This is a genomic window from Pseudomonas juntendi, assembly GCF_009932375.1.
Classification (GTDB): domain Bacteria; phylum Pseudomonadota; class Gammaproteobacteria; order Pseudomonadales; family Pseudomonadaceae; genus Aquipseudomonas; species Aquipseudomonas juntendi.
The window spans coordinates 26,659-38,784 of sequence record NZ_BLJG01000015.1 but is presented as its reverse complement, the minus strand read 5'-3'; the positions used below and the strand labels follow the sequence as shown (position 1 = coordinate 38,784).

Here is a 12,126-nt window from a genome sequence, read left to right as displayed (position 1 = left end):
GCGCAGGCTTTTCAAATTTCGAGAAAGACAGTTGCTCCTACAGGCCGTGCAGGCAGGGCATCGCTTGGCCCGTGACTTCAGCTTTTACCCAGTAGCCGGGCCAGCCCCTCGACCATCGGCGTAGCCTGCGGGAATGCAAACCGCGCCAGCAAGCGCTGGTTATCGGCCCGCGAATGGCGAATATCACCGGCACGCGCCGCCGCGTAGGTCACCGCTGGCAAGCTGCCCACGACTTTCTGCAGCGCCGCGAGCATCTGGTTGATCGACGTTGCCTGGTTGAGGCCGATGTTCACCGCACCCTCCTCGACCTGCGGCTGCTCCAGTGCCTGCACCATCACTTGCACCAGGTCGCCTACATACAGGAAATCGCGGGTCTGCTCGCCATCCCCGTACACGGTGATCGGCAGGCCCTGCACAGCACGCTCGCAGAAGATGCTGATAACCCCGGAATAGGGCGAGGACGGATCCTGGCGAGGCCCGAAAATATTGAAGAAGCGGAACACCACCGGCTCCAGCCCGTGCTGACGGCGGTAGAAGTCCAGGTATTGCTCACTGGCCAGCTTGTCCACGGCATAGGGCGTCAGCGGTGCCTTGGGCGTATCCTCGGCGATCGACTCGCCCTCGCCATTGTTGCCATACACGGCGGCACTGGAGGCGAACACCACCCGGCGCAGACCGTGCACGCGCATGGCTTCACAAACATTGAGGGTGCCGATGAAATTGCTCTGGTGGGTACGCACCGGATCTTCGACCGAGGCCTGCACCGAAGCCACTGCGGCCAGGTGCACCACGGCACTGCAACCTGCCGCAGCCCGCATGACCAGAGCAGCATCGGCGACATCGCCTTCGATCAGTTCCAGCCCTGGGTGGTCGACCTGCAGGTTGTCCCGCCGGCCAGTGGACAAGTCATCGAGAATGCGTACGGCGTAGCCTTTGTCCAACAACGCATCGCACAGGTGGGAACCAATGAAGCCGGCACCGCCGGTGATCAGGATGGGGGCATCAGCCATGGCGGTAGAAACGGTCCAGTAGGGGCGGCAAGCCGGCGCGCCAGGCACGCGGCTTGATGCCAAAGGTATGAAGGATTTTCTTGCAGGCCAATACGGCATGCTGCGGCTCTTCGCTGGCATCCGGCCGCGCGGCATGCGCTTGCGCCGTGGGTGCCTGCACTGCCAGCTGGCGGTATTGGCCGGCCTCAGCCAGGATCGCCTGGCCCAACACCAGCGGCGTGGTCGCCTCGTTGCCGGCGTAATGGTAGGTGCCCCATAGCGGCGCGTTGCAATCGAGTTGCTTGAGCACAGACAGGATCACCCGGGCCGCATCGTCCACAGGGGTGGGGTTGCCGCGCCGGTCATCGGCCAGCAGCAACTCGGCCGGTTGCTCGGCACGGGTGAGGAAACGACCGAGCGAGCCATCGATGCTTTCGTCCAGCAACCAGCCAAAGCGCAGCAGCACATGTTGCGGGCACGCCGCACGCACGCTCTGCTCGATCCGCCACAAGGCCTGGCCACGCAGCCCCAGGGGTACGGGCTCGTCCTTCTCGCTGTAGGCAGTGGCCCGCGAGCCATCGAATACCCGGTAGCTGGAAGGCTGCACCAGGGTGATCTGGTGGTGCTGGCACAGCTCTGCCAGCCGCTCGACTGCCCGCTCCTGCTGCGCCAGGCGCGGCTCGCTGACCGACTCGGCCTGGAACCAGTCGAAGTAATAGGCCAGGTTCACCAGGGCATCGGGGCGATGGTCGTCAAGCAACTGGGTCAGGCTCGCCGGCGTCCAGCCGTTCTCGGGCGGGCGCGGCGCCAGGAATGCGATGTCCTCCTCGGCCCCAAGACGAATCAGCGCTTGCCCGAGGGCATTGCCACCACCCAACAGCATTAGGCGCATACGCATAGAGTCAGCAGATCCGGAGAGGTTGATTAAGGAAAGTGGGTCATTTTGCGGTTTCCGGGCGGGGAAGTCCAACCCTGGGGCGGAGGTGGATACGTAGGGCTATTCCTACCACTGCCGAGGACATTCCTCACATGACCAAGGGAGCAGGTCCTGCATCACTGCGTAAGATTCTCTGGCTAAATTAACGGCGAACTCACAAAAAGTTCCACCTCCCCCTACATACAAGGAAAAAAACAATGATAGGGAACGTGCCTCAACGATCGACTGAGGTCATCCAGTTCGAGCTCAATGACCAGCAAGCCAATTTTCTGGACTGCGCAGCCCGCCAAGTCGGTGCGATGGGTGGCCCAGATGTAGCAGGTAGCGCAAAAACTTCCATCTTCCATGCACAGGCACTGATGCGATTAATGGGTCGCCCGCAACGAGATCTGCTCGAACTTTTCAGCAACGGAAAAGCAGCCGCCATTGAATTCACAGGAATGCGAGAGCCCGAGCAAGACCCTGCGCCAAAATTTCTTCCGCCAATAGATATAATCTGCAATGAACCAACAACTCTTTATTTGAGCTCTCGAAGTCAGATTCTTTTGAGCCTTGTCAACTATAGATCATTCGCTTTCGACATAGACAATGAAAGCAAGCAGATAAGAATCGTAGGGAACTTCAAGGGTGGCGGTGCAGTGGGCCTACCCAGTGAGACCGGAAGTGTCACAGCGGAGCTTAGTTCTCATTCTGGGCTTGAGCTTGGGCCACACACGGAGCCCCCTTACAACTGTTCGATCAATGCCGAAAACGGGCACTCTCCAGCACCCAGCGCCTTGATTCTGACGGCCCGATGGAACCCATCCCAAGAGCCGACAAAATTGATACCGGTACGCAATGTAATTGCAAAACTGAACGGCCTTGAAGCACTGGCGCTTTCATCGAAATCATTCTGTTTCAGTCGCAGTGAATGTTTCGTCAAGGACGACAGCGAGGACATGCTAGAACATCCCATCATCCAGTTCGACCCTCGAGGTGACTTCACCTTGCGCTACAACAGTTATCGGTACTCTGTGCACGAAAAAGCTAGCCAATTGGCGCGCCAAGCCTACTGGTCATTGAAAGATCTATTGAATCAGGCAGATTGTTACGAATTCGTTCTGCAGCCCACCTCTGCGCTGTTAATCAACAACAGCCAGGCCCTGCATGCACGCGACACAATCAAAGATAACAGGCGACTACTGATCAGGCTGTTTGGGTATTCGCCAGATGCGCAGCCATTAATCCTGCAGCAAGACCCGTTGATAGTACGTGGCTAGTGAAAATGGAGCACAATTGAAAATGGATTCGATCTATATAGCGCTAGCAGCCGTCGCGCTGTTTGCCGGTTTCTTCGATGCGATAGCAGGCGGCGGCGGACTCCTCACTCTTCCCGCTCTATTCATCGCAGGCATCGACCCATTGGCAGCAATGGCCACTAACAAATTTCAAGCTTCTTCAGCCAGTGCGTCAGCCGTCTGGGCGTTTGCTCGAAAACGAATGATCGATTGGCGAGCAGACTGGCCTATGGCCTGCCTATCCTTTACTGGAGGCGTCACTGGCGCCATGTCAATCAGCATGCTCGACAGGTATGTCCTGGAATCTGTCGTTCCCATCATGCTGATCGCGGTCGCCGCCTACTTTGCGTTCACTCCCACGCTGAGTGGTCAGGAGCGCAAGCAACGGCTGTCGAGCGTTGCATTCACACTGGCGGTAGTGCCAGCCATCGGCTTCTATGACGGTATTTTCGGGCCAGGTACCGGTTCATTTTTCATGGTCGCATGCACCCTGCTGCTGGGACAGCCGCTCATGCAAGCAATTTGCAGAAGCAAACTCCTGAATGCTTGCTGCAACCTGGGAGCCCTGACCGTGTTTGCATGCAGTGGGGCGATCGTCTGGCCTTTGGCATTGATAATGGCCGTGTCCGCCATCATTGGTGCGCAGCTGGGCGCGCGGTGTGCGCTCCACTTCGGGCCGCGGCTGGTGAAACCGCTGCTGATCGCCGTGTGCTGCCTGATGGCAACCAAGTTGATGCTCAGTACTGGTCATCCGGTGGCCCAATGGTTGCACCGCCTATGAGTACTCAGCGGGCCTGAATTCAATTCCAGTCATCGGTCAAACCGATAGAGCGGCAGTGGCATGCCGAGTACAGCCATCCTGTCTATTCAATCTCAAACAAACTGTTGCGCAACGGCCCCACACTCAGACGTTCCCTGACGTCATCATCTATACGCGGATCATCCGGGCGGTACAGTTTGACCTGTCGGTAGGCATTGATGCGATTGATCTCCTCACCCAGATACTCCCACACCACCCGTGTGCAGGCCGGGTTGCGCCGGTCGCCGCTGGAAACCCCGGCCTTCAGGCCATTCAGGCGGGTGATCCGGCTTTTGAAGCTGGGAATCAGGATGGTCTGGCTCATTTCGTTGAAAGTCAGCGACTCGTAGTCGATGAGGAACACTCGGTCCTGCAACTGAAACGCCGCGCCCAGATAGCGGCAACGGACTTCGGCATGCAGGTCCGTGGCGCTGGAGCGCTCCTGCCGCTCCTGGCGCTCGAACAGGAAACGCCCCCGCTCTTCCCACAGGTGCACCAGCGACACCAGGATCGTGCCGGGCACCGACATGCAGTTCGAATACTCGAAGTAATAACCGCAATACCGCGACAGGTTGCCGGCGTGCTCATGCAGCGGGCGGAACAGTTCACTGATCGGGTCGCTGGGTTGTTCGGCCAGGGTCGAGACGCGGGCACCGATCAGGCGGGCGAACTGCTCGGCAGGCAGATTCAGCTCGTAATCCTCGACGCCAAAGAAATCACCGATGCGTTTCAGGTTGAAAGCCGTCGGACGGCTCTGCCCGCTGAGGTACTTGTTGAACTGCGCTCGGTTGATCGACAGCTGGCGGCAAACTTCGGAAATAGAGCGGTAGTGGCTGCAAGCCAGTTTGAGGTTGGTAGCGAAATGCTCACTCATGTGCGGAATCCAGGTGACGCGAATGACGCCATTGTAGCATCAAGTCGCATCAAGTCAGAGCAACCCGCGAAATTGTAACGACTCTTGTCATGGCCAACCATGCGCCCCAACGAATAGCGGTGCGCCTGCCGTCCGCTGATCAATCCACACGAAGAATAAGAATCGAGGTCATTTTCCAATGCTCGAAGCACTCAACGATTTCCTCTCGGGGAAACTCCTCATCGTGCTGATCGTCGGTCTCGGCGGTTACTTCACCATCCGTTCGCGGTTTGTACAGTTCCGCCATTTCGGCCACATGTTCGCCGTGTTCAAGGAATCGCTGCGTGGCCAGGCAGGCCAGTTGAGCTCCTTCCAGGCCCTGATGCTGAGCCTGGCTGGCCGCGTGGGCGCCGGTAACATCGCCGGGGTCGGCATTGCCGTGACCCTGGGCGGCCCTGGCGCGGTGTTCTGGATGTGGGTCACTGCCCTGGTCGGCATGGCCAGCAGTTTCTTCGAATGTACCCTGGCCCAGGTGTACAAGCGCGCCGATGGCGACGGCTTGTACCGTGGCGGCCCGGCCTACTACATCCAGCATGGCCTGAAGCTGAAAAGCATGGCCATCGTGTTCTCGATCCTGCTGCTGGTGACCTACGGCTTCGCCTTCATCGGCCTGCAGTCGTACACCGTTACCCATTCGCTGCAAAATGCCTTCGACTTCAAGCCAAGCCACACCGGGCTGGTGCTGGCCGTGCTGTTGGCCATCACCTTCATCGGTGGCATCAAGCGCATCGCGGCGGTCTCGGACCTGCTGGTGCCGGTCAAGACCCTGGCCTACATCGGCGTGACCCTGTACGTGATCGGCACCCAGATCGACCACGTACCCGCCATGCTGGAAACCATCTTCAAGAGCGCCTTCGGCCTTGACCCTGCGTTTGGCGGCCTGCTCGGCAGCGCCATCGTCATGGGCGTGAAGCGGGGCGTGTTCGCCAACGAAGCAGGCTTGGGCAGTGCACCGAACGTTGCCGCCGTGGCGGCAGTGAAACACCCGGGCGCGCAGGGCGTGGTCCAGGCCTTCAGCGTGTTCCTCGACACCTTCGTGATCTGCACCTGCACCGCACTGCTGATCCTGCTGTCGGGCTTCTACACCCCAGGCTTCGAGGGCGACGGCATTGTCCTGACCCAGAACTCGCTGGCCGCCGTGGTGGGTGACTGGGGCCGCGTGTTCGTCAGCGTTGCGCTGTCGCTGTTCGTGTTCACCTGCATTCTCTACAACTACTACCTGGGCGAGAACAGCCTGCAGTTCCTCAGCCGCAACCGCGTGGTACTGATGGTGTTCCGTGGCCTGGTACTGGCGCTGGTGGTGTGGGGTTCGATGCAAGACCTGTCGACCGTGTTCGCCTTCGCCGACATCACCATGACCTGCCTGGCCTTCGTCAACCTGATCGCCCTGGCCCTGTTGTTCAAGATTGGCCTGCGGGTGATGCGCGACTACGACGACCAGCGCAAGGCCGGTATCAAGCAGCCAGTGTTCGATTCGACCAAGTTCGCCGACCTGGACCTGGACCGCAACGCCTGGCCAGCCAACCCTGAGCTGGAAACAGCCGCTGACAAAGCAGCCGTCCAGGCCCAGCCACAGCGCTGATACCCTGCCCTGCCCAAGCCGCCCCGTCCGTGGGCGGCTTTTTTCTCCGCTCACCGCCACGGATGCTTTCCATGCGTGCAGTCAAGAATCTTCTCGTTCTCTATACCGGTGGCACCATCGGCATGCTCGAAACCCCGGAGGGCCTCGCACCGGCCGGCGGTTTCGACGGGCGGATGCGTGAACACTTCGCGCAACTGTCCGATGCCCCCCAGCTGCAGTGGACCCTGCAAGAGCTGAACCCGCTGCTGGACAGCGCCAACATGCAACAGCACAACTGGCTGGCCATGCGTGACGCCATCGTCACGGCGGTGGACGCTGGCCATGATGGGGTGCTGGTGCTGCACGGCACCGATAGCCTGGCCTATAGCGCGGCTGCCTTGTCGTTCATGCTGCTGGGCTTGCCCGTGCCGGTACTGCTGACCGGTTCGATGCTGCCGGCCGGCGCCCCCGACAGCGACGCCTGGCCCAACTTGTGTGGCGCGCTGCGCCTGTTCGAACAAGGGCTGGAAGACGGCGTGCAGTTGTACTTCCATGGGCAGTTGGTGCACGGTTGCCGGGCTACCAAGTTGCGCAGTGAAGCGTTCGATGCGTTCGTTGCCCTGCCGCGGCATCGCGACAGCCAGCGTGCGGCAGCCATCCCGGCCGAGCTGGATTACCGCCAGCCGCGCCAGCCGGTCAACCTGGCGGTAGTGCCCGTGTTCCCGGGGCTGCAGGCCAGCCATCTGCAGGCCTTGTTGGGCAGCGGCGTGCAGGGCTTGCTGCTGGAGTGCTATGGCAGTGGTACCGGGCCGTCGGATGACCTGGCGTTGCTCGAGGTACTGCGCGCAGCGCGCCAGCGCGGGGTGCTGCTGGCGGCAATCAGCCAATGCCCTGAAGGCTCGGTGGTATTCGATACCTATGCGGCAGGCAACCGACTGCGTAGCGCGGGCCTGGTCAGTGGCGGCGGCATGACCCGCGAGGCAGCGCTGGGCAAGATGGTTGCGCTGCTGGGTGCAGGGTTGGATGTGGAATCAGCAGAACGCTGGTTTGCCCTGGACCTGTGTGGGGAGCGGGCGTAGGCGCTGCCCGCAACTCGCCCAGGCAAGAAAAGAAGATGGCGGAAGGCAGCGGGAGTCGAACCTGCCCGGGAACGGCTGCCGTCCCCAACCGGGTTTGAAGCCCGGCCGCGCCACCGGGCGCGATTGCCTTCCTTGAACTCAGTGCCTGGCGTACTGCTGGGCCAGGGCGCTGTCAGCGCGAATGTGACGCTGCTCGGCCACCCTGCGGGTCAGGCCGATGCGGTCGAAGTATTCCAGAATCTGCACACTGCGCTTGCGACCGATGCCCAACATATCGCGAAATGCAGCAACCTGCACTACTGAAGTGCCAGCCGCCTGCCCCAGCAGCAGCTCTGCCATGCGCTGTAGCGTCGCTGCGGGGTAGAACAGGTCACGCACCACCTGGTGCACCACGCCCAAACGCGCCAGCTTGCGCAACAACAAACGAACGTCGGCTTCAAGGCAGTTCTCTTCTGCCGCCAATGTCCTGACCCAGGGCGGGTCGAACTGCCCCGCCAGCAACCTGGGCTGCAGGCGCGCCCACAGCGCCTCGTCGGCTTCACTCAACTGGACCTTGTGATCCGGCAAATGCAGCCAGGGCCCACTGGCGGCAATCGCCCCTTCCTCTAGCAGTTCCTCAAGCAGGCTGACAAACGCAGGCCGCTCCAACGGCAGTGCAGTAAAGCGCCGCAGGCGGTCACGGTCGGGGCCCAGCTGATCGGGTTCTTGCTCGTGGAAGCGGGCAAGTTGCGCCAGCACCTGCCGTTTCAGCGCCTGCCACTGGGCGCTGGCGAACAGCAGCTGGCCCTGTCGCGTGGCCACCACCAACACGTTCGCCGGTAGCTGCCAGGTTTCGCGCAGGCGATTGAACTGCCGCTCCAGGCGCTGTGGGTCGATACCACCGGGCGCACTGGCCAGCAGTGCCGGCAGCGCCTGCTCCAGGCCCTGGGCATCCCGCAGCGCCTGCAGCTGGCGTAGACGCTCGGGGCTGCGGCGCTGGCGGCTGGGGGCAAACGGGTCGAGTACCCTGCCGCCGCCCAAGGTGCGCTGAGCACGCTGGTCGCGCAGCACCAGGCGGTCGCCATGCACGGCCTGCAACGGCGCATTGAGCAGTAACTGGGCAAACATGCGCTGGCCGGCGGCCAGGGTTTCACCTTCCAGCAACGCGACACGGGCCGTCACGTCCTGGGTGCCGAGGTGCACATGCACGGCACTGAAGTGCTCGAACGCCCGCAGCTCGCCCGGCAGCAGGTTCAACTCGATATCCACCCGAACACTGGGCGCGTGCAGCCACTGCGGCAGCAGCCAGTCGCCACGGTGAACTTGCTCCGCGCTAAGGCGTTCGGCTGCGATATTGAGCGCTACTCGCTGGCCGGCCTGCGCTACCAACGCGGCCTGGTTTTGTGCATGCAGGCCCCGCACCCGCACCGCCTTGCCGGCCTTGCCCAGGACCAGGGTATCGCCGGCACTCACCCGGCCGGCCAGCGCCGTGCCAGTCACCACCACCCCCGCACCGGTAACGGCGAAGGCGCGGTCGATAGCCAGGCGAAAACCGCCTTGCGCACTGCGTTGCCGCACAGCGGTTTGCGCCTGCAGCAAGGCTTGGCGCAACGCGTCGATGCCCTCCCCGCCAAGGCTCGACACCGGGAAATGCCGCGCCCCGGCATAGGGCCCTGGCGCCAGCAGCTCACTGACCTGCGCCTGCACCTGGGCCAGGCGCGCCGGCTCGACGCGGTCGCACTTGCTGATCGCCACCAGTGCCTGGGGGATACCCAACAGCTCGATGATTGCCAGGTGCTCACGTGTCTGCGGCATGACGCCATCGTCTGCCGCCACCACCAGCAGCACCACGTCTATGCCATGGGCCCCGGCCAGCATGTTGTGGATAAATCGCTCGTGGCCCGGCACATCGATGAAGCCCGTCAGCGGTGCACCTTCGGCCAGCGCCGCGTAGCGGTAACCCAGGTCGATGGTCATGCCCCGTTCACGCTCTTCCTGGCGCAGGTCACCGGCCTGGCCGGTCAGTGCCTTCAGCAGTGCGGTCTTGCCATGGTCGATGTGGCCGGCGGTACCAACGATCACTGCACCGGCCCCAACTGCAACGCCGGCAATTGCGCCAGCCATTGGGCTTCGTCGTCCAGCTGGCGCAGGTCCAGCCATAGCGCGTCGTCGTCGATGCGACCAAGCACCGGCACTGGCAGGCCCCGCAGGGCCCGCTCCAGCACATGCAGGCTGCGCCCGCGCAACTTCTTCGACACCTGCGGGCGCAGGCACAGCGCGGCACTGGGCAGGCGCGCAACCGGCTGGCTGCCACTGCCTATCATGCCCAGCGCAGGTTCTACGCTGACGACCCATTGCGCACCAAGGCGGGCCTGGAGGTCTGGCAGCAGGCGTTCGGCCTGGGCCTGGATATCGGCCTGGCCACGGGTCAACAAGCGCAAACTGGGCAGACGCTCGGCCAACCGGTCCGGGTTGCGGTACAGCGCCAGCACCGCTTCGAGTGCGGCCAGGGTGATCTTGTCGACCCGCAGCGCACGCTTGAGCGGGTTTTTCTTGATCCTGGCGATCAATGCCTTGCGCCCGACGATGATCCCGGCCTGCGGGCCGCCCAGCAGCTTGTCGCCACTGAAGGTCACCAGATCGGCGCCATCAGCCAGGGCCTGGCGCACCGTGGGCTCGGCCGGCAGGCCCCAGCGGGTGAGATCGAGCAAACTACCGCTGCCGAGGTCTTCGAGCAGTGGCAGGTCATGCTGGTGGGCGATTCGCGCCAGCTCGGCGGTGGGCACCTGGGTGGTGAAACCTTGAATGCTGTAGTTGCTGCAGTGCACGCGCATCAGTAATCCGGTTCGCGGGCCAATGGCAGCTTCGTAGTCGCGGGCATGGGTACGGTTGGTGGTGCCGATCTCGTGCAGCTTCACCCCGGCGCGGGCCATGATGTCCGGGATGCGGAAGGCGCCACCGATCTCGATCAGTTCGCCGCGCGAGATAATGCCCTCCTTGCGCGCACCCAGGCTGTTGAGCGCCAGCAGTACCGCCGCGGCATTGTTGTTGACCACGGTAACCGCCTCGGCGCCGGTCAGCTCGCGGATAAGGCTCTCGATCAGGTCGTCGCGGTCACCACGCTTGCCGCTGGCCAGGTCGAACTCCAGGTTGAGCGGGTAGCGGGCGGCGGTCTGCATCGCCTCGATGGCTTCTTCCGGCAGCAGGGCACGGCCGAGGTTGGTATGCAGCACGGTGCCGGTGAGGTTGAACACTCGGCGTACCTGGCTGCGTTGCTGGGCGGCCAGACGTTCGCCGGCGCGGCCCAGAAGGATCTCGAGAGACAGCTCGGCGGCACTGAGCTGGCCGCTGCGCGCGGGCTCCCGCAGGTCGTCCAGCAATTGGCGCAGGGCGCTCAAGACCGCATCGCGGCCGTGGCGGTCGATCAGTGGGAGGCAGGCCGGATGGCGCAGGAGGGTGTCGATGGACGGCAAGCGTGGGGTGTCGCTGGCGAGGCTGTTGGACATGCGGTACTACCTAGGATTGATCCGTCGTCGGTACTGGCCTGTTCGCGGGTGAGCCCGCCCCCACAAAAGCCTGCGCAGGTGTCTGATCCTGTACCAAGGCTTGTGGGAAAGGGTTCACCCGCTAAGCAGGCGACTCGGTTTTTCAGTGTAGACACTCACCCACTAACCGGGCGCAAGCATCAGGTTGGGCGCCAGGCGATGAAAACCTTCCTCGTCCAGGCGCATGTCCAGCGCAAGGCTGGCCAGGTCGTCGGCCAAGGGCTCGGCCGCTGCGTCGTTTTCGAGGTAGTTCTGCTTGAGGTAGCTTTCACACCCCGGGCAGCACTCGGCCCGCAGGGGCGCCTTGCCGGGTAAGTGGCGGTCATTCTCAAGACTGGTATAGCGCAAGTCCTTGCTCGACTCGCAGTACACGCACTTGACCCGCACCACATGCCATTCACAGGCACACAACGAGCACACCAGATAGCGCAGGCCGTTGTGCTTGCCACGGTTGCGTACCACCCCGGCCATCGCCGGCGAGCCGCAGGCCGGGCACTGGGCCAGGCTGCCAGCGGGTTTGAGTTCAGGCGCCGGCAATGCCAGCAGCCAACTGGACCAGGCCGCCTGCAACGCAGCCCCGAGCAATGGCACCAGTGCGGGCGGCACCGCGTCATACTGCCCTGCCAGCAACGCGAACCCCCAGCCTTTGCGCTGGTTGTCATCACTGCCACGCAGCACCTGCAAGGCCTCCGCCAACGGACCCTGGGGTTCGTCGCCAAAGTGACCCAGCAAGGCCTGCAGCCAGACCAGCCAAGCCCCGTCACGTACCAGGCTGTCTGCCGCCAACGGCGGCAAACCATGGCTTATGCACAGGCGCTGGCGCGCCTCAGCCACCGGCAGGGCGCCAGGGGGGTTATCCACAAGCTGCTGCTGCACACGGCACAACCGCGCAACCAGCCTCAGGTAGTCGCCCAGGGCATTGCCCTGGGCCAGCGTGTCCAAACGCGCAGCCCGCACTTCAAACAGGTTGGCCGGCGGCAGGTGCAGAAACGGCGGCATCACCGCCGACGCTTCGATCTGCCCAGGTTCGAGTATCGTGCTCAAGCG

General features: G+C 62.8%; 10 protein-coding genes and 1 tRNA gene. 4 read left to right on the top strand and 7 right to left on the bottom strand.

Annotated features, from left to right (window positions below; all coding sequences use genetic code 11):
- Positions 1-77 precede the first annotated feature (77 nt).
- Together GYA94_RS02310 and GYA94_RS02305 are read right to left on the bottom strand one after the other, a co-directional pair.
- Positions 78-1,010, bottom strand: coding sequence for an NAD-dependent epimerase/dehydratase family protein (locus GYA94_RS02310; RefSeq protein ID WP_110676893.1), 933 nt, complete (start codon positions 1,008-1,010; stop codon positions 78-80).
- Positions 1,003-1,887: a sugar nucleotide-binding protein gene (locus GYA94_RS02305; RefSeq protein WP_082416229.1), complete on the bottom strand. Its 885-nt coding sequence runs from the start codon at positions 1,885-1,887 to the stop codon at positions 1,003-1,005. The genes GYA94_RS02310 and GYA94_RS02305 overlap by 8 nt, the downstream gene beginning before the upstream one ends.
- A gap of 236 nt (positions 1,888-2,123) precedes the next feature.
- Here GYA94_RS02305 and GYA94_RS02300 point away from each other — a divergent pair, with 236 nt between their 5' ends.
- Positions 2,124-3,185 (top strand): TauD/TfdA family dioxygenase, encoded by a 1,062-nt coding sequence (locus tag GYA94_RS02300; RefSeq protein ID WP_161891716.1) that lies wholly within the window; start codon positions 2,124-2,126, stop codon positions 3,183-3,185.
- Positions 3,186-3,207: 22 nt separating this feature from the next.
- Positions 3,208-3,984 carry a TSUP family transporter gene (locus tag GYA94_RS02295; RefSeq protein ID WP_110676887.1) on the top strand — a complete coding sequence of 259 codons (777 nt, stop codon included), beginning with the start codon at positions 3,208-3,210 and terminating at the stop codon, positions 3,982-3,984.
- 82 nt (positions 3,985-4,066) lie between these two features.
- Here the strand turns inward: GYA94_RS02295 and GYA94_RS02290 are convergent, their stop codons facing one another.
- On the bottom strand, positions 4,067-4,876 hold the full coding sequence (locus tag GYA94_RS02290; protein WP_029885046.1) for a helix-turn-helix domain-containing protein: 810 nt from the start codon (positions 4,874-4,876) through the stop codon (positions 4,067-4,069).
- Between the two features lie 178 nt (positions 4,877-5,054).
- Between GYA94_RS02290 and GYA94_RS02285 the strand changes: the two genes are divergently transcribed.
- Positions 5,055-6,497, top strand: a complete 1,443-nt coding sequence (locus tag GYA94_RS02285) for an alanine/glycine:cation symporter family protein (RefSeq protein ID WP_054912909.1) — start codon at positions 5,055-5,057, stop codon at positions 6,495-6,497.
- Positions 6,498-6,568: 71 nt separating this feature from the next.
- Complete coding sequence (locus GYA94_RS02280) at positions 6,569-7,555, top strand: asparaginase (RefSeq protein ID WP_161891715.1); 987 nt, start codon at positions 6,569-6,571, stop codon at positions 7,553-7,555.
- A 36-nt stretch (positions 7,556-7,591) separates the two neighbouring features.
- Here the strand turns inward: GYA94_RS02280 and GYA94_RS02275 are convergent.
- From GYA94_RS02275 to fdhE, 4 genes are all read right to left on the bottom strand, one after another.
- Positions 7,592-7,687 (bottom strand) — tRNA-Sec (locus GYA94_RS02275).
- A 6-nt stretch (positions 7,688-7,693) separates the two neighbouring features.
- Positions 7,694-9,616, bottom strand: a complete 1,923-nt coding sequence (selB, locus tag GYA94_RS02270; RefSeq protein ID WP_161891717.1) for a selenocysteine-specific translation elongation factor — start codon at positions 9,614-9,616, stop codon at positions 7,694-7,696.
- Entirely contained in the window at positions 9,613-11,040 is a 1,428-nt protein-coding gene (gene selA / locus GYA94_RS02265) for an L-seryl-tRNA(Sec) selenium transferase (RefSeq protein WP_161891714.1), read from the bottom strand. Before selA ends, selB begins: the two co-directional genes overlap by 4 nt.
- 162 nt (positions 11,041-11,202) lie before the next feature.
- Complete coding sequence (fdhE, locus tag GYA94_RS02260; protein WP_161891713.1) at positions 11,203-12,123, bottom strand: formate dehydrogenase accessory protein FdhE; 921 nt, start codon at positions 12,121-12,123, stop codon at positions 11,203-11,205.
- Positions 12,124-12,126: the final 3 nt, after the last annotated feature.